Origin of the sequence: Streptomyces hydrogenans (genome assembly GCF_014656075.1) — a bacterium.
Taxonomy (GTDB): Bacteria; Actinomycetota; Actinomycetes; order Streptomycetales; family Streptomycetaceae; genus Streptomyces; species Streptomyces hydrogenans.
The window spans coordinates 1-16,642 of sequence record NZ_BNBS01000065.1; the positions used below are offsets into that span (position 1 = coordinate 1).

Annotated in this window: 12 protein-coding genes; all 12 read left to right on the plus strand. The window is 74.4% G+C overall.

The features are described 5' to 3' along the window. On the plus strand, positions 1-1,383 hold a 1,383-nt coding region (locus tag IE321_RS24995; protein WP_190224603.1), incomplete at its 5' end, for a dihydrolipoyl dehydrogenase family protein. A gap of 96 nt (positions 1,384-1,479) precedes the next feature. Beyond that, positions 1,480-2,433, plus strand: coding sequence for an alpha/beta hydrolase (locus tag IE321_RS25000; protein ID WP_190224604.1), 954 nt, complete (start codon positions 1,480-1,482; stop codon positions 2,431-2,433). Next, positions 2,430-4,316 carry an amidohydrolase gene (locus IE321_RS25005; RefSeq protein WP_190224605.1) on the plus strand — a complete coding sequence of 629 codons (1,887 nt, stop codon included), beginning with the start codon at positions 2,430-2,432 and terminating at the stop codon, positions 4,314-4,316. Before IE321_RS25000 ends, IE321_RS25005 begins: the two co-directional genes overlap by 4 nt. Positions 4,317-4,339: 23 nt before the next feature. Then, positions 4,340-5,068, plus strand: a complete 729-nt coding sequence (locus IE321_RS25010; RefSeq protein WP_043220114.1) for a GPR1/FUN34/YaaH family transporter — start codon at positions 4,340-4,342, stop codon at positions 5,066-5,068. A gap of 44 nt (positions 5,069-5,112) precedes the next feature. After that, complete coding sequence (locus IE321_RS25015) at positions 5,113-5,427, plus strand: GNAT family N-acetyltransferase (protein WP_043220116.1); 315 nt, start codon at positions 5,113-5,115, stop codon at positions 5,425-5,427. A 130-nt stretch (positions 5,428-5,557) separates the two neighbouring features. Then, the gene (locus IE321_RS25020) at positions 5,558-6,889 is read left to right on the plus strand and encodes an ABC transporter substrate-binding protein (RefSeq protein ID WP_190224606.1); all 1,332 of its coding nucleotides are present in this window, start codon (positions 5,558-5,560) and stop codon (positions 6,887-6,889) included. After that, complete coding sequence (locus IE321_RS25025) at positions 6,889-7,854, plus strand: carbohydrate ABC transporter permease (RefSeq protein WP_190224607.1); 966 nt, start codon at positions 6,889-6,891, stop codon at positions 7,852-7,854. Before IE321_RS25020 ends, IE321_RS25025 begins: the two co-directional genes overlap by 1 nt. Continuing rightward, on the plus strand, positions 7,851-8,738 hold the full coding sequence (locus tag IE321_RS25030; RefSeq protein ID WP_190224608.1) for a carbohydrate ABC transporter permease: 888 nt from the start codon (positions 7,851-7,853) through the stop codon (positions 8,736-8,738). The genes IE321_RS25025 and IE321_RS25030 overlap by 4 nt, the downstream gene beginning before the upstream one ends. Beyond that, the gene (locus tag IE321_RS25035; RefSeq protein WP_190224609.1) at positions 8,735-11,494 is read left to right on the plus strand and encodes a helix-turn-helix transcriptional regulator; all 2,760 of its coding nucleotides are present in this window, start codon (positions 8,735-8,737) and stop codon (positions 11,492-11,494) included. Before IE321_RS25030 ends, IE321_RS25035 begins: the two co-directional genes overlap by 4 nt. A 131-nt stretch (positions 11,495-11,625) precedes the next feature. Beyond that, on the plus strand, positions 11,626-12,462 hold the full coding sequence (locus IE321_RS25040) for an alpha/beta fold hydrolase (RefSeq protein WP_190224610.1): 837 nt from the start codon (positions 11,626-11,628) through the stop codon (positions 12,460-12,462). 147 nt (positions 12,463-12,609) lie between these two features. Continuing rightward, a complete protein-coding gene (locus tag IE321_RS25045) occupies positions 12,610-15,444 on the plus strand; it encodes a helix-turn-helix transcriptional regulator (RefSeq protein WP_190224611.1) in 2,835 nt (944 codons plus the stop codon). A gap of 248 nt (positions 15,445-15,692) precedes the next feature. Then, complete coding sequence (locus IE321_RS25050; RefSeq protein WP_226653052.1) at positions 15,693-16,595, plus strand: helix-turn-helix domain-containing protein; 903 nt, start codon at positions 15,693-15,695, stop codon at positions 16,593-16,595. Positions 16,596-16,642: the final 47 nt, after the last annotated feature.

Here is a 16,642-nt window from a genome sequence, read left to right on the forward strand (position 1 = left end):
GTCGTAGTAGTCGCCGGCCGGGCCGCCGGTGCGGGGCTGAGCGCCGCCGTCGTCGAGGCCGAGGAGGGCGGCGGCGAGTGCTCCTACCGTGCCTGCGTGCCGAGCAAGGCCCTGCTGCGCCCCGGCGCCGTCCGGGCGGAGGCCCGCTCGGTCGACGGGGCCCGGCAGACGGTCACGGCGGACCTCGACCCGGCGCGCGTCCTGGCCCGCCGGGACCGCTTCACCGGGCGGGGTGACGACACCGGCCAGGCCGACTGGCTCGACGGCGCGGGCGTCACGCTCGTCCGGGGACACGGACGGCTCGCCGGCGAGCGCCGGGTCGAGGTGACCGGGGCCGACGGCACCGTCCGTGCCCTGCGGGCCCGGCGCGCGGTCGTGGTCTGCACCGGCACGGAACCCGCGCTTCCACCGGTCGAAGGGCTCGACCGGATCGGTGTGTGGACCAACCGGCAGGCCACCACCGCCGACGCGGTGCCCACCAGGCTCGTCGTCATCGGCGGGGGAGTGGTCGCCTGCGAGATGGCGACCGCCTGGCGCTCGCTCGGCGCCTCCGTCACGCTCCTCGTCCGCGACCAGGCCCTGCTCACCGACTGGGAGCCGTGCGCCGGCGAAGAGGTCACCCGGGGGCTGGGCGATCTGGGCGTCACGATCCGCTTCGGCGTGTCGGCCCTCCGGGTCGCCCGTGACGCGCACACGCGCACCGTCACCGTGGAGACCGACGACGGCACCGCCCTCGTCTGCGACGAGGTCCTCGCCGCCGTGGGCCGCCGCCCGCGCACGGCGGACCTCGGACTGGAGACCGTCGGACTGCCCGTCGGAGACTGGCTTCCGGTCGACGACACCTGCCGGGTCACCGCCGTCGCGGGCGACTGGCTCCACGCCGTCGGCGACGTCAACGGGCGCGCGCCGCTGACCCACATGGCCAAGTACCAGGCCCGTGCCTGCGCCGCCGCGATCGCCGAACGGGCCGCGGGCCGGCCGGCCGATCCCGGAGGCCGACAGCCGTGGAGCATCAGGGCGGGCCACGCGGCCGTGCCCCGTGCCGTCTTCACCCGCCCCGAGGTCGCGAGCGCCGGTCTCACCGAACGCGCGGCGCGCGAAGCCGGTCTCGCCGTCCGCGCGGTGGAGTACCGCACCGACGACGTCGCCGGCGCCGCGCTCCACGCGGACGACTACCGCGGCTTCGCCAAGCTCGTCGTCGACGAGAACCGGGGGGTCGTCGTCGGCTGCACGCTCACCGGTCCGATGGCGACCGAACTCATCCACACGGCCACCGTGGCCATCGTGGGCGAGGTCCCCCTGGACCGCCTCCGGCACGCCGTGCCCGCCTTCCCGACGGTGAGCGAGGTCTGGCTCCGGCTCCTGGAGGCGTACGGCCTCTGAGGCACCGCCCCCTCCCGCGCCCCGCTCGACCGAACCCGCGCGGCCGACCCGCCGACGTCCCACCACCACCCGCACACCCCCGAAGGAGTACCCCTCATGAAGAACCGTCCGGTCCTCGAACCCGCCGCTCAGGCGTTCGCCGACGCCACCGCCCAGCCGCCGTACCTCTACCAGATCCCCGTGGCCGAGGGCCGCAAGGCCGTGGACGACGTCCAGAACGGCGACGGCGTCCCCCTGCCCGACGTCGACGAGGAGTGGATCACCGTCCACGGCGGTCCGACCGGTGACGTCCGTGCCCGGATCGTCCGCCCCCGCGGCGCCACCGGCCCCCTCCCCGTCATCCTCTACCTCCACGGCGCCGGCTGGGTCTTCGGCAACGCCCACACCCACGACCGGCTCGTCCGCGAACTCGCCGTCGGCACCCGGGCGGCCGTGGTCTTCCCCGAGTACGACCTCTCGCCCGAGGCGCGCTACCCCGTCGCGATCGAGCAGAACTACACCGTCGCCCAGTGGGTCGCCCGCGAGGGCCGCCACAAGGACCTCGACGGCACCCGGATCGCCGTCGCGGGCGACTCCGTCGGCGGCAACATGAGCGCCGCCCTCACCCTCATGGTCAAGCAGCGCGGCGACGTCACGCTGCTCCAGCAGGTCCTCTTCTACCCGGTCACGGACGCGAGCTTCGACACCGAGTCGTACCACCGGTTCGCCGAGGGCTACTTCCTGCGCCGCGACGCCATGAAGTGGTTCTGGGACCAGTACACGACCGACGAGGCCGAGCGCGCCCAGATCACCGCCTCCCCGCTGCGCGCCTCCACCGAGCAGCTCACCGGCCTGCCGCCGGCCCTGGTCGTCACGGCCGAGGCGGACGTCCTGCGCGACGAGGGCGAGGCGTACGCGGACAAGCTCCGCGCCGCCGGAGTGCCCGTCACCGCGCTGCGCGTCCAGGGCACCCTCCACGACTTCGTGATGCTGAACGCGCTGCGCGAGACGCGGGCCGCTGAACTCGCCATCGGTCTCGCCGTCGACACCCTCCGCAAGGCCCTCGCATGACCGGGCCGTCGACCAGCATGCCGGTGGCGGGCCTCGTGCCCGCCCCGCGCCGGGAGCACGCGCACGCCGACCTCCTCGTCCGCAACGCCAAGGTCTTCACCGGTGACCCCGACCGCCCCGAGGCCCGCGCCGTCGCCGTCCGCGACGGCCGGATCACCGCCCTCGGCGACGACCACGACCTCGGCCACCTCGTCGGGCCGGGAACGAAGGTCGTCGACGCCCTCGGCCGCCGGGTGGTCCCCGGCCTGAACGACTCGCACCTCCACGTCATCCGGGGCGGCCTGAACTACGTCCTGGAGCTGCGCTGGGACGGCGTGCGCAGCCTCCGCCACGCCCTGGCCATGCTGCGCGAGCAGGCCGGCCGCACCCCGAAGGGGCAGTGGATCCGGGTGGTGGGCGGCTGGACCGCCGAGCAGTTCGCCGAGCGCAGGATGCCGACCGTCGCCGAGCTGAACGCCGCCGCCCCCGACACCCCGGTCTTCGTCCTGCACCTGTACCAGTCGGCCCTGATGAACCGGGCCGCGGTCAAGGCCGCCGGGTTCACCCGGGAGACCCCCGACCCCCGGGGCGGGCAGATCGTCCGGGGCCGGGACGGCGAACCCAACGGCGTCCTCCTCGCGGCGCCGAGCGCCCTCATCCTCTACTCGACCCTGGCCAAGGCGCCCGCCCTCGACGAGGCCGACAAGCGGACGTCGACGCGCCACTTCCTGCGCGAGCTGAACCGCTTCGGACTGACCTCCGCGGTCGACGCCGCCGGCGGGTTCCAGAACTTCCCCGACAACTACGCGACGGTCGTCGACCTCGCCAGGTCGGGGGAGCTGACCCTCCGGATCGCCTACCACCTCTTCCCGCAGACGGCCGGGCAGGAACTCGCCGACCTGAAGCGCTGGACCGAGACGGTCAAGCCCGGGGACGGCGACGAGTGCCTCCGGCTGAACGGCGCCGGGGAGAACCTGACCTGGGCCGCCGCCGACTTCGAGAACTTCTCCGAGCCCCGGCCCGAGCTCGCCGCGGGCTACGAGACCGAGTTCGAGCAGGCCGTCCGGCTCCTGCTGGAGAACGGCTGGGGCTTCCGGCTCCACGCCACGTACGACGAGACGATCCGCCGCGACCTGGCCGTCTTCGAGAAGCTCGCCGCGGAGGGCCTCTTCCCCGGCGGCAACCGGTGGCTGTTCGACCACGCGGAGACCGTCTCGGCCGGCAGCCTCGACCGGATCGCCGCCCTCGGCGGCGCCGTCTCGGTCCAGAACCGGATGTCCTTCCAGGGCACCGCGTTCCTCGGCCGCTACGGTGCCGAGGCCGCCGCCCACACCCCGCCGGTGCGGGCCATGCTCGACCGCGGCCTGACCGTCGCCGCCGGCACCGACGCCACCCGCGTCTCCTCGTACAACCCCTGGGTCGCCCTCCACTGGCTGGTCACCGGGCGCACCGTCGGCGGCACCCGGCTCCACCCGGCCGGGAACCTGATCGACCGGGAGACCGCCCTCGGCCTCTACACCCGGGGCGGAGCGCTCCTCACCGGCGAGCAGGACGTCAAGGGAACCCTCCGGGAGGGCGCGTACGGCGACCTCGCGATCCTGTCCGACGACTACCTCACCGTGCCCGAGGACGTCATCCCCGACATCGAGTCCGTCCTCACCGTCGTCGGCGGCCGCGTCGTCTACGCGACCGCCGAGTACGAGGGTCTCGACGAGGCCGTCCCGCCGGTGAGCCCCGAGTGGAGCCCCGTGGCCCGCTTCGGCGGCTACCAGAGCGGCGCCCACCAGGCATCGGCCGTGGCCGAGGCCGTCGCCGAGTCCGAGCGGCACCGCCGGTGGCGCGTCGCGCGCGGCTCCGTCCCCGAGACGACGCCGTCCTTCGTCGACCCCTGCTTCGACCACTGAGACCACCGAAGGAGAGCCCTCCGATGACTGCCGCCTCCCCGGCCGCCGACGGCGGCGAACCGGACCCGGCCGCGCCCCCGGGACGCCGATTCGAGCCGGACCTCCGGTCGATGACCCGGATCAACCTGCGGCCCATCGCCTCACCCATGCCGCTCGGCTTCTTCACCATCGCCATCGCGTCCGTGATGACGGGCTGCCTCCAGCTCGGGATCCTCGGCGAGGAGGCCCGCACCGCCGTCGCCTTCACGGTGCTGCCGGCCTTCGTCCTCCAACTCCTGGTCAGTTTCCTGGCCTTCGGCGCCCGTGACGTGATCGCGGCGACCCTGATGGCGGTGTTCGCCGGCAGTTGGCTGCCCTACTCCCTCATCATGCTCACCGACGCGGCCGACGGCCTGAAGGTCCTCGGCGTCTTCAACCTGGCGCTCCTCTGCTTCGGCGCGCTGATGACCGCCGTGACCGGGCCCAAGCGGGCGCTGTGGCTCGTCCTCGCGGTCTCCCTGCCCCGCTGGGCGGCCACCGGCCTCGCCGGCGTCACCGGCGCCGAATGGCTGACCCGCACCTCCGGGGCGCTCGGCCTGCTGGTGGCGGCCGTCGCGACGTACACGGCGTTCGCCCTCATGCTCGAGGACATGCGCAGCGAGCAGGTCCTGCCCATCGGCCGCAGCGGCCCCGCCCACCACGCCGTGGAAGGCGACCTGGCCGTCCAGCTCCGCAACCTGGAACGCCAGGCGGGCGTGCGCCGCACGCTCTGACCCCGACCCCCCGCCCCGTGACACGCGACCCCTCAGGAGCATCCATGGAACCCCACGTCAGCGACCGGCCCGAGAAGTCCCGGTACGAGATCCTCGCCGGTGACGACGGCACCGAGACCGCGGGCTTCGCCGAGTACCACCTCTCGGACGGCGAGATCGCCTTCATCCACACCGAGATCGATCCCCGCTTCGGCGGCCAGGGGCTCGGCGGGCTGCTCGCCCGCGGCGCCCTCGACGACGCCCGGGCCCGCGGGCTGCGCGTCCTGCCGTACTGCCCCTTCATCCGGGGCTGGATCGGCAAGCACCCCGAGTACGCCGCGCTGGTGCCCGAGGAGCGCCGCGCCCGCTTCGGCCTGTGAACCGTCCCGCGACCGGCTTCCGCGCCCTCACCGGGTGAACTTCGAACGATTGGTCTATGTCGTTCGAAAGCTGTAGCTTTCCGAAACGCCCGCCGAGCACCTGCGGCGGGCGATCGGAGGAAGCACACCCATGAGGTTCGGCGCGAGGCTCGCGCTCGCCGTCACCACCCTCGCCGTCACCGCCACCGCCTGCGGCGCCCCGCAGGACAGCGGTTCGCGGTCGCGCACCACCGTGGACTGCGCACCGTACGCCCGCTACGGAGAGCACCCCGGCACCACGGTCACCGTCTACGCGGAGAACCGGGACCGGGAGGCCGATCTGTTCGAAGAGACCTGGGCGGACTTCGCGGACTGCACGGGAATCCACGTCTCGTACGAGGGCGACGGCGAGTTCGAGGCGCGGATCCAGGTGCGGGTGGAGGGCGGGAACGCGCCCGACGTGGCGTTCTTCCCCCAACCCGGTCTCCTGGAACGCTTCGCGAGGGACGGGAGGCTCAAGCCCGCGAGCGCCGGCGTCGCCGCCCTCGCGCGGCAGGGCTGGTCGGCCGACTGGAACAGCTACGCGACCGTGGACGGCACCCTCTACGGCACCCCGCTCGTCGCGAACGTGAAGTCGTTCGTCTGGTACTCCCCGACGTTCTTCCGCGACAAGGGACTGGCCGTCCCCCGCACGTGGTCCGAGCTGATGGCCCTGACGGAGAAGGTCGCGGCCTCGGGCGTCAAGCCCTGGTGCGCCGGCATCGAGTCCGCCGAGGCGACCGGCTGGCCCGTCACGGACTGGATCGAGGACGTCCTCCTGCGCCGCCAGGGCACGCGCGTCTACGACCAGTGGGTCGCCCACGAGATCCCGTTCGACGACCCGCGGGTGATCGACGCCATGGACACCGTGGGGTCCCTCCTCAAGAACGACCGGTACGCCAACGGCGGCTTCGGCCCGGCCCGCTCCATGGCGTCGATCTCCTTCCAGGAGGCCGGCACCCCGGTCCTCTCCGGCGACTGCGCCATGCACCGCCAGGCCTCGTTCTACGCCGGCCTCTGGCCGGACGGCACCGAGATCGGACCGGACAAGGACGTCTACGCCTTCCTCCTGCCGGGCGCCGACCCGGCGAGCCGCCCCGTCCTGGGCGGCGGGGTCTTCACGGCGGCGTTCGCCGACCGCCCCGAGGTACGGGCGTTCCAGGAGTACCTCGCCTCCGCGGACTTCGCGAACGCGCGGATGAGGAAGGGCCCGTTCGTCTCGGCGAACAGGGGCGTCGACCCGGCGAACGCCGCGACCCCGGTCGACAGGCTCTCGATCCAGCTCCTCCAGGACCCCAGGACCCAGTTCCGGTTCGACGGCTCGGACCTGATGCCGGCGTCGGTCGGCGCGGGCACGTTCTGGAAGGGAGCCGTCGACTGGATCGGCGGCGCCAGCACCCGGCAGGTCGCCCACTCCATCGAACGGTCCTGGCCGGGCCGCTGATGTCGTTCGACGCCGTCGCCCAGCAGCCCAAGCTGCTGTACCTGCTCCAGGGCCTCGCCGCCTTCGCGGCGGTGATCGCCCTGATCCTGCTCGCGTTGCACCGGGGACCGGCACGGAGGAGGGCCGCGGCCCTCCTCCTGCTGGCCCCGGCGCTGCTGCTGCTCACGGTCGGACTCCTCCTGCCCGGTCTGCGCACCCTGGCGCTGTCCTTCACCGGCGACGGGGGAGAGACGTGGGCCGGCCTCGACAACTACGTGTGGATGTTCACCGACCACCGGGCGCTCGTGGCGCTGCGCAACACCCTGGCGTGGGCGGTGCTCGTCCCGACGGCGTCGACCGCGGTCGGCCTGCTCTACGCGGCGGCCGTCGCGCGGTCGCGGTTCAGGGCGCCCGCGCTGGCGCTCGTCCTGATGCCGATGGCGATCTCCTTCGTCGGCGCGGGCGTCGTCTGGAAGTTCGTCTACGCCTACCGGCCCCCGGAGGCAGGCCAGATCGGACTGCTGAACCAGCTCGTCGTCGCCCTCGGCGGCGCACCGCGGCAATGGCTCGTGGACTCCCCCTGGAACGTCCTCTTCCTCATCGTGGCGATGGTGTGGACGCAGGCGGGCTTCGCGGCCGTCCTGCTGACCGGCGCGATCAGGGCCGTACCCCGGGAGCCGACCGAGGCCGCCCTGCTCGACGGGGCGTCCCCCCGGCAGGTCTTCCGGCACGTCACCCTGCCGTCGATCAGGCCCACCCTGCTCGTCGTGCTCCTCGCCCAGGCGATCGGCACCCTCAAGGCGTTCGACATCGTCAAGACCATGACCGGCGGACAGTTCGACACGGGCGTCCTCGCCCACGAGATGTACGACCAGGCGTTCCGCTACGGCGAGACGGGCCGCGGCGCGGCGCTCGCCGTGCTCCTCTTCCTCCTCGTCACCCCGTTCGTGGCCCACCAGGTCCGGGCGCGGCGGAGGACGGGGTGAACGGCGTCCGGGAGCGCCTGGCCTCCCGCGCCCTCACGACCGTCGCCGTGCTGATCGCGGTCCTCTGGACGACACCGACCCTCGGTCTGCTGCTCTCCTCCTTCCGCCCCGAGGCGGAGGTCAAGACGACGGGCTGGTGGACCGTGTTCGGCGCGCCGCACCTCACGCTCGACAACTACGGCGAGGTGCTGTCCGGCGCGGGCAACGGGTCGGGGCGGCTCGCGGAGCACTTCGTGAACTCCGTCGTCATCACCGTCCCCTCGGTGCTGTTCCCCCTCGTCCTGGCCTTCCTCGCCGCGTACGCCCTGGCCTGGATCGACTTCCGGGGGCGCGACGCGCTCGTCGTCGGCGTCTTCGCGCTCCAGGTCGTGCCGCTCCAGATGGCGCTCGTCCCCCTCCTGAAGCTCTTCTCCGAGGGCTGGCTGTTCCTGCCCGCGTGGCACCTCACCGGCCCCGCGCGGTTCGGCCAGGTCTGGTTCGCCCACACGGCCTTCGCCCTGCCGTTCGGGGTGTTCCTCCTGCACAACTTCCTGGCCGCGCTGCCCCGGGAGCTGATCGAGGCCGCCCGCGTCGACGGCGCGTCGCACCGGACCCTGCTGCTCCGGATCGTGCTGCCACTGGCCCGCCCGGCCCTCGTCGGCTTCGCCGTCATCCAGTTCCTCTGGGTGTGGAACGACCTCCTCGTGGCCCTGACCCTGTCCGGCGGAACCGCCGAGACCGCGCCGATGACGGTCCGGCTGGCGAGCCTGGCCGGGACCTACGGCAACGACTGGCAGCGGCTCACCGCGGGAGCCTTCGTGGCCGCGCTCGTCCCGCTGCTCGTCTTCTTCTCCCTCGGGCGGCACCTCGCCCGCGGACTGCTCGCCGGATCGGTCAAGGGATGAGCCCCCGACGGCCCGAGGAGGAAGGCGTGGCGGCAGGACCGAGCCGGCCCGGTCTGCGAGGCCGCGAAACCGAGCTGAAGCGGCTGCGCGCCCTGGTCGAGGCGGTGCGCGACGGCGAGGGAGGCGCGATCGGGCTGCTCCTGGGCGAGCCCGGGATCGGGAAGACCGCGCTGCTCCAGGAGGCCGTCTCGCTCGCGCGGGCCCACGGATTCGTCGTCAGCCACGGCCACGCCGAGGAACTGCACGAACTGGCACCGCTCGCCTCCCTGGCCTCGGGCCTCCTGCACGGCGACCCGCCGCTGCTCTCCACCACGGACTTCGCGGACCTCGCCGGCCACCACGACCAGCGCATCTGGCTCGTCGAACGACTGGCCCAGCTGATCGAGGAACGCTCGGCGGACACCCCCGTGCTGATCGCCGTCGACGACGTCCAGTGGGCCGACCCGCTGAGCCGCTTCGCCCTGAGCGTCCTGCCGGCACGACTGCTCAGCTCCCCGGTCCTCTGGCTGCTCACCGGCCGGGAGGACCCGGAGCTGTACGGGCAGGGACCGGCCACGACGACCCTCCCGCTGCGACCGCTGTCCGGGACGGCCCTGGCCGAGCTGGCACGCGACGTCCTCGGCGGCGACGTGCCCGCGCGGGTCGAGGAGCTCCTCGACGGGGCGGGCGGCAACCCCTTCCTCGCGGCCGAGATACTCTCCGGCGTCGCGGCGACGGGCGCGGTCGGAACGGAACCGCCCGAGCGGCTGGTCCTCGGCGTCCGCGGCCGACTGGCCGACCTCCGGCCGGACACCCTGCACTTCCTGCGGATCGGCTCCGTCCTCGGCCGCGCGTTCTCCCTCGCCGACGCCGCTGCCCTGAGCGGCCGACCCGCCTCGGGACTCAGCGCCGAGGTCGACGAGGCGATCGCCGCCGCCCTCCTCCACGACGACGGCGAACGCCTCCTGTTCCGCCACGACCTGGTCCGCCAGGCGGTCTACGCCGACCTCGCCCCCTCCGTGCGCCGCGCACTGCACCGGGAGGCCGCGAGCCGGCTCGTCGCGGCCGGCCGGAGCTCCGCCGACGCGGTCCCGCACCTGCTGAAGAGCGCCGAACCGGGCGACCTGGAGGCGATCGGCCTGCTCGGTACGGCCTCCGAGGACGTGAGCACCGTGCTGCCCGACCTCGCCGCCGACCTGGCCGTACGCGCCCTGGAACTCGTCCCGCCCCGAGCGCCCCTGGCGTACGAGGTGGGGGAGCGGGCCATCGTCGCGCTGACCCGCGCGGGCCGGTACACGCGGGCACGGGCCACCGGCGACGCGCTGCTCGCCCGGCAGCCGCCCCTGGACGTCTTCGCCCGCCTGCAGTGCGTCCTCGGCGACACGCTGTGGCACCTCGACGACGTCCACGAGCTGACCCGCCGCACGACGACCGCGCTGGCAGCCGTCACCGACCCGGCGATCCGCGCCCGCCTGACCGCCCGGCAGGCCCTGGCCCGGTCCCGCGGAAGCGACCTCGACGCCGCGCGCGAGACCGGCGAACGGGCGCTCGCCGAGGCGGAGCTGGCCGGCGACCGGGAGGCACGGGTCCTCGCGCTGTGGGGCCTCGGCGAGATCGCCCTCAACGCCGGCGACTGCGCCGCCGCCCTCGCCCACCACACGGCGCTGAGCGTGTTCGACCCGGCCTTCCTCACCGAGGAGGCCGTCGCCCTGATCCACATGGACGACTTCGACGCCGTGCGGCGGCTCCTCCGGACGGCGGGCGACGTGCCCCCGCGCCCCGCCATGCTCAGCTGGACCCAGGGAACCCTCAACATGGGGCTCGGGCGGCTCGACGACGCGGACGCCGACCTCGTCACCGCCGAGCGCCTCGAAGCCGACCTCCAGGTGCCCGGCAACCTGGTCAACATCCGCGTCAACCGCGGCCTCCTCGCGCTGCTGCGCGGCGATCGCGAGGCCGCGCGGGAACACCTGGACGTCATCCGGGCGACCGTGGCCGACCGGCCGAACACGGGCAACCACGCCGCGCACCGGTTCCTCGAGGCCGTCGTCGCCGACGCCGACGGCGACCACCCGGCGGCGGCCGAACACGTTCGGTCGGCGCAGCGCGACCACCCCTTCCTCCGCTGGCGGCTCCTGCGCCCGCACGTCGTCCAGGCCGTGCACATCGCCCTGCGTGGCGGGGACCGGAAACTGGCCGAGGACCTCGCGGCCCAGGCCGCCGCCCACGCCACCCGCAACCCCACCGTGCCGACCGCCCGCGGGACGGCCGCCCACGCGTCCGCCCTGGTGCACGCCGACCCCGCGCTCCTGGAGCGGGCGGTGGACATCCTCCTGGGCGGCCCCCGGCCGCTGGCCCTCGCCGCCGCGTCCGCCGACCTCGGGCGGGCGCTGCTGGCCTCGGGCGACGCCACGGCCGCGACACCCGCCCTGACCAGGGCGCACGACCTCTACACCCGGGCCGGGGCGGACGCGGAGGCCGACCGGGTCCGGACCGCGCCGGAACGGACGACCGGCCGCCCCGGCCGGCGCACCGGACGCCTCCGGCCGCGCACCGAGCAGGGCTGGGACGCGCTCACGGCCTCGGAGCGCAAGGTGGCCCGGCTGATCGCCGCGGGGCACACCAACCGCTCGGCCGCCGAGGCCCTCGTCGTCTCCCCGCACACCGTCAACACCCACCTCGCGTCGATCTTCCGCAAGCTCGCGGTGCGCTCACGGGTCCACCTGGCCCGGATCGTCCTGGCGGAGGACGACGCCGGATCGGCCGACGACGACTGAGCGACCTCTGCGCCCCCGTGCAAGGCACGGTGCGCGGGACGGCAACAGCGGGTGCGGAACCGGTCCTAGCGTGACGGACACACCGCGCCGCTCCGACGCGCGGACCCGTCCACCCGAAACGAGGGAACCCCATGCCGTACATCACCGTGGGCCAGGAGAACACCACCCCCATCGAGCTGTACTTCGAGGACCAGGGCGCCGGCCGGCCCGTCGTCCTCATCCACGGCTTCCCGCTCGACGGCCACTCCTGGGAGCGCCAGAGCGCCGCACTGCTCGACGCCGGCTACCGCGTGATCACGTACGACCGCCGCGGCTTCGGCCGGTCCTCGCAGCCGACCACCGGCTACGACTACGACACCTTCGCCGCCGACCTGAACACCGTGATGGAGACCCTCGACCTGAACGACGCCGTCCTCGTCGGCTTCTCCATGGGCACCGGCGAGGTCGCCCGCTACGTCGCCACCCACGGCTCCGGCCGCGTCGCCAAGGTCGCCTTCCTGGCCTCCCTGGAGCCCTGCCTCCTCAAGAGTGACGACAACCCGGACGGCGTCGCCCCGAAGGAGTTCTTCGACGGCGTCGTCGCCGCCGTCAAGGCCGACCGCTACGCCTACTACACGGCCTTCTTCAACGACTTCTACAACCTCGACGAGAACCTGGGCTCCCGCATCAGCGAGGAGGCCGTCCGCCACAGCTGGGACACCGCGGCCGCCGGCGGCTCCTTCGCCGCGTCCGCCGCGCCGGCGACCTGGTACACCGACTTCCGCGCCGACATCCCCGCCGTCGACGTCCCGGCCCTGATCCTGCACGGCACCGCCGACCGCATCCTCCCCGCCGAGGGCACCGCGCGCCCCTTCCACAAGGCGCTGCCGTCGGCCGACTACGTCGAGATCGAGGGCGCCCCGCACGGCCTGCTGTGGACCCACGCCGAGGAGGTCAACACCGCCCTCCTCGCCTTCCTGGCGAAGTGACGCCGCACCGCTGACCCGCCGGGTGACGCCGGAGCCCCGGCGTCACCCGGCGGGAACCGGACCCCGTCCCCACCACCGTGTTCGCGGCCCCGACCCCCGGGCCGGACGCCGCCGGCCCGGTGCGCGTGGTTCATACTGTTCCGCCGTATGAGCGTGAACCGAGTGACGACAAGGACCGTTCCCGAAGGGCTCGACCGGGCACGGACGCCCCTCCGGGGCAGGGACGCCGAACTGGCGTCCATCGAGGAGCGGCTCGACGCGCTCGGCCGGGGCGAAGGCGGGATCGTCCGCCTGGAGGGCCCCGCCGGAATCGGCAGGTCCAGGATGCTCGCCGAGGCCGCCGCGGCGGCGAGGGGGCGCGGGACCCGGGTGTACGAGGGGGCGGCGGACCCCGACGGACAGTTCGTCCCGCTCGGCCCGCTCCTCGAAGCCGTGCTCTCCGGCGAGGAACCGCTGTCGGGCGCCCAGCGCCTCCGCGACCTCGCCACCGCACCCGGCCAGCGGTTCTGGCTGCTCCAGGAGCTGGGCGACCGCCTGCGGGAGGCGGCGCGGAACGGACCCCTGCTCGTCGTCCTCGACGACCTCCAGTGGTGCGACGACCTGACCCTGCTCACCTTCCACACCCTCGCGGCGGGACTCTCGTCGCACCCGATCCTGTGGCTGGTCGCCGTGCGCGCCGGCAGCGTGCCGTCCGCGGTGCGGACCACCCTGGACAGGATCCGTCGGGCGGGCGCCCACGAGCTGGCCCTCGGACCGCTGGGCGACCGGGCGGTCGCCCGGATCACCGAGGACGTCCTCGGCGCCCCGCCCGGCCCCGACGTCCTCCGTCTCGCCCACCGCGCCGAGGGCGTGCCCCAGCTGCTGGTCGAGCTGCTCGGCTCGCTGCGCGAGGAGGTGGTGACGATCGACGACGGCACGGCCGGGCTGCCGGCAGGACCCCCCGCCCCACGGGAACTCCCCTCCGTCGCGCGCCGCCTCGACCAGCTGTCCGACGAGGCGCGGGAACTGGTGCGGACGGCCGCCGCCGTGGGCGGCACGGTCACCGTCGCGCTCCTCGCCGAACTGCTCGGCAGGTCCTCGGCCGCGCTCATCACCGCCGTGAGGGAAGCCCTCGACGCCGATCTGCTCGCCGAGAGCGGCGACCACCTCGCCTTCCGCCACGACCTGATCCGCGAGGCGGTGGAGGCCGGCCTTCCCCTGCCCGTGCGCCGGGCCCTGGGCCGTCAGGCCGCCGGGCCGCCGCCCGGGAGGGCGCAGGGGGACACGGCGGAGGCCGGGACGACGGCGCCGGGGGGCACCGCGGAGGCCGACCGGCTGCGCGCCGAAGCGGCGGAACTCGCGGCCACCGCCCCCGGACCCGCCGCCGAGCGCAGCCTCAAGGCCCTGGAGCTCACCGCGCCGCACGCCCCGGAGAGGCCGCGGATCGTCGCCGAGACGATCCCGCTGCTCTGGCAGACGGGCCGGGCCGCCCAGGCGCGTGAGCTGGGAGCCGCCGCCCTGGCGGCCGGCGGTCTCGGACCCGAGGACGAGGCGTTCCTCCGCCTCGCCCTGGCACGCCTCGCCGTCCAGTTCGACTTCTCCGAAGCCGTCCGGCAGGCCCGCGCCGGGGCGGAACTGCCCGGGACGTCCCTGGCCGTGCGGGGACGGCTGCTCGCCATGCTCGCCGTCGGCCTGTCGATGTCGGGCGAGCACGCGGCGGCCGAACGGGTCGCCGCGCAGGCATGGGAGACCGCGGCGCGGGTGGGGGACCGCACCGCCGAGGCCACGCTGACGACGGTCCGCTCGGCCGTCGGCTTCCACCGCATGGACCTGGCCGAGGCGTTCCGGCAGGCCGAGCGCTCCGCCGCGCTGGCCGACGCCCTGGGCGTCAGCACCTCCCTGTGGCTGCCGGAGGGCCTGTGGCACGCCCTCCTGGCGAACACCACCGGACGCACCGCCGAAGCCCTCGCCCTCGCGGACGAGGGCATCCGCATCGCCGGGGAGCAGGGCCGGACGGCCGCCACCCGCATGTGGCTCATGACCCGCACCCGCGTCCTCCTGGAGACCGGACGGCTGTCGGACGCCCGGGCCGACGCGGAGGCCGCGTCCCCGGCCGCCGGCGACCCCGGCCCGGGCAACCTCGCCGACGTCACGCTCCGGTACGTGATGCTGCGCGTCGCCCTCCACACCGGCGACCGGCGGACCGCGGAGGCGTACGCGGCGGAGGCGAGGCGGATGCGGAGCGACGCCGCTCCCGTCGTCCGGCACTTCGGCACCTGGATGCTGGCCCTGATGGCCGACTTCGAAGGCCGGCCCGACCGCGCCATGGCCGAACTGGACGCGGTGATGACGTCACCCGCCGCGGACCGACCCGCCTACGCCGGCCTGATCGACCCGGCGGACGCCCCTGCGCTCGTCCGCATGGCGCTGCGGGCGGGCCGCCACGACCGGGCCGCGCAGGCGGTCGCCCTGGCCGAGAGGCGGGCCGTGCTCAACCCCGGCCTCCCGTTCCTCGCCGCCACCGCCTCGCACGCGCGGGGGCTCCTCGACAACGACCTCGGCCCGCTGGTGCGCGCCGTCCGGCTGTACGAGGACTGCCCCCGGGTACTGGCCCGGGCGTCGGCGCTGGAGGACGCCGGACGCAAGCTCGCGGCCACCCGCAAGCCCGAAGCGGTGCCGTACTTCGAGAAGGCGCTCGCGCTCTACGCGCGGGCGGGCGCCGAACGGGACGTCGCACGCGTCCGCCGGCGCCTGCGGGCCGCGGGGGTCCGCAGGCGGCCCTCGCCGGCCCGACTCGACGGCGCATGGCCCGAGTTGACGCCGGCGGAGACACGGGTGGCACGGCTCGTGGCCCGAGGGCTGACCAACCGGCAGGCGGCCGAGCACCTCTCCCTCTCGCCGCACACGGTGGGCACGCAGCTGCGCCGGGCCTTCACCAAGCTGGACGTCTCCTCACGCGCCGAGCTGACCCGGCTGGTGCGGCACCGTGACGACGGAGAGTAACCGCTTCGTATACCCCGTGGGCGTCGTGGCAATGGACGATTCATGCGATGTGCCGACGTCGTCGTTTCCTCAGACTGATCAAGAACCGCGGAATGCCGAAGTCCGCGGGGTGACCGATCGAGAGAGGAACCGCGCATGACCGCAAGGCCCCGGCGAGCCCGCCCCGCCGGCCCCGAGCAGGCCGAGGAGCCGGCGAGAGCGGCGTGAACCCGCGCTCCGCCCTCACGCGTCCACGGCCAGGAATCACCATGAACCCCCCACTGATGTCACCCGCGCCCGAACGGGTGCTCCCGCGGGCGACCGCTCCGGTCCCCCTCCCCTCCCGCTCGGGACGGCTCGTCCAGATGCTCTCCGCGATGCCGGACGCGGACGACCGGAACCACGTCTACCTCGGCGTCCACGTCCGCGGGCCCGTCACCGTCGTCGACCAGCGTGCCGAGACCCCGCTGGAGCCGCACGACCTGGTCTTCTGCGACCCGGCCCGACGGCACCTGCTGCGCTTCGGCGAGGACTGCCGGATGATCTTCTTCCGGGTGCCCCGCTGCTATCTGGGCGCCACGGAGTCGGAGCTTGACCGGGTCCTCGGCGTGCCGGTACGCGGCGGCGAAGGCGTCGGCGCGCTCGTGTCCGGCTTCCTGACCGCGCTCGCCGCCGAGGCGGAGTCCCGCCGGTCCACGCTCGGGGACCGGCGCGCCCGCACGGCCGTCCACCTCCTCTCCGTCCTGGTCGTGGAGCTCCTCGAAGCGGACACGAGGGGCGCGGCCGAGGACGCGCCCGGCGACGAGCTGCTGTCCCGCGTCCACGCCCACATCGAGGAACACCTGATGGATCCGGACCTCTCACCGGAGTCGATCGCCCGCGCCCACCACATCTCCGTCCGGTACCTGCAGAAGCTGTTCCAGAACGACGGCAGCACGGTGAGCCAGTGGGTGCGCCGGCGCAGGCTGGAGTCCTGCCGGTTCGAGCTGGGCCGCTCCACCCGGAGGATCACGATGGCCGCGATGGCGCACCGCTGGGGCTTCAGCAGCCCCTCGCACTTCAGCCGCACGTTCCGCGGCGCCTACGGCATGAGCCCGAGCGCATGGCAGGCGCTGGCGACCTCGGCCTTCGCGCCGGCGACCGACGACGCCCGGAACGGGCACGGGCGTTGAGCCGCGTGCGCGGCGTGACCCCGCCGTCGTCCTCGTACGGGACGACC

Coding starts and splice junctions, on each gene's coding strand:
- IE321_RS25005 (WP_190224605.1), top strand. CDS start 2,430: ATGACCGGGCCGTCGACCAGCATGCCGGTGGCGGGCCTCGTGCCCGCC.
- IE321_RS25010 (WP_043220114.1), top strand. CDS start 4,340: ATGACTGCCGCCTCCCCGGCCGCCGACGGCGGCGAACCGGACCCGGCC.
- IE321_RS25020 (WP_190224606.1), top strand. CDS start 5,558: ATGAGGTTCGGCGCGAGGCTCGCGCTCGCCGTCACCACCCTCGCCGTC.
- IE321_RS25015 (WP_043220116.1), top strand. CDS start 5,113: ATGGAACCCCACGTCAGCGACCGGCCCGAGAAGTCCCGGTACGAGATC.
- IE321_RS25045 (WP_190224611.1), top strand. CDS start 12,610: ATGAGCGTGAACCGAGTGACGACAAGGACCGTTCCCGAAGGGCTCGAC.
- IE321_RS25040 (WP_190224610.1), top strand. CDS start 11,626: ATGCCGTACATCACCGTGGGCCAGGAGAACACCACCCCCATCGAGCTG.
- IE321_RS25025 (WP_190224607.1), top strand. CDS start 6,889: ATGTCGTTCGACGCCGTCGCCCAGCAGCCCAAGCTGCTGTACCTGCTC.
- IE321_RS25050 (WP_226653052.1), top strand. CDS start 15,693: ATGAACCCCCCACTGATGTCACCCGCGCCCGAACGGGTGCTCCCGCGG.
- IE321_RS25035 (WP_190224609.1), top strand. CDS start 8,735: ATGAGCCCCCGACGGCCCGAGGAGGAAGGCGTGGCGGCAGGACCGAGC.
- IE321_RS25000 (WP_190224604.1), top strand. CDS start 1,480: ATGAAGAACCGTCCGGTCCTCGAACCCGCCGCTCAGGCGTTCGCCGAC.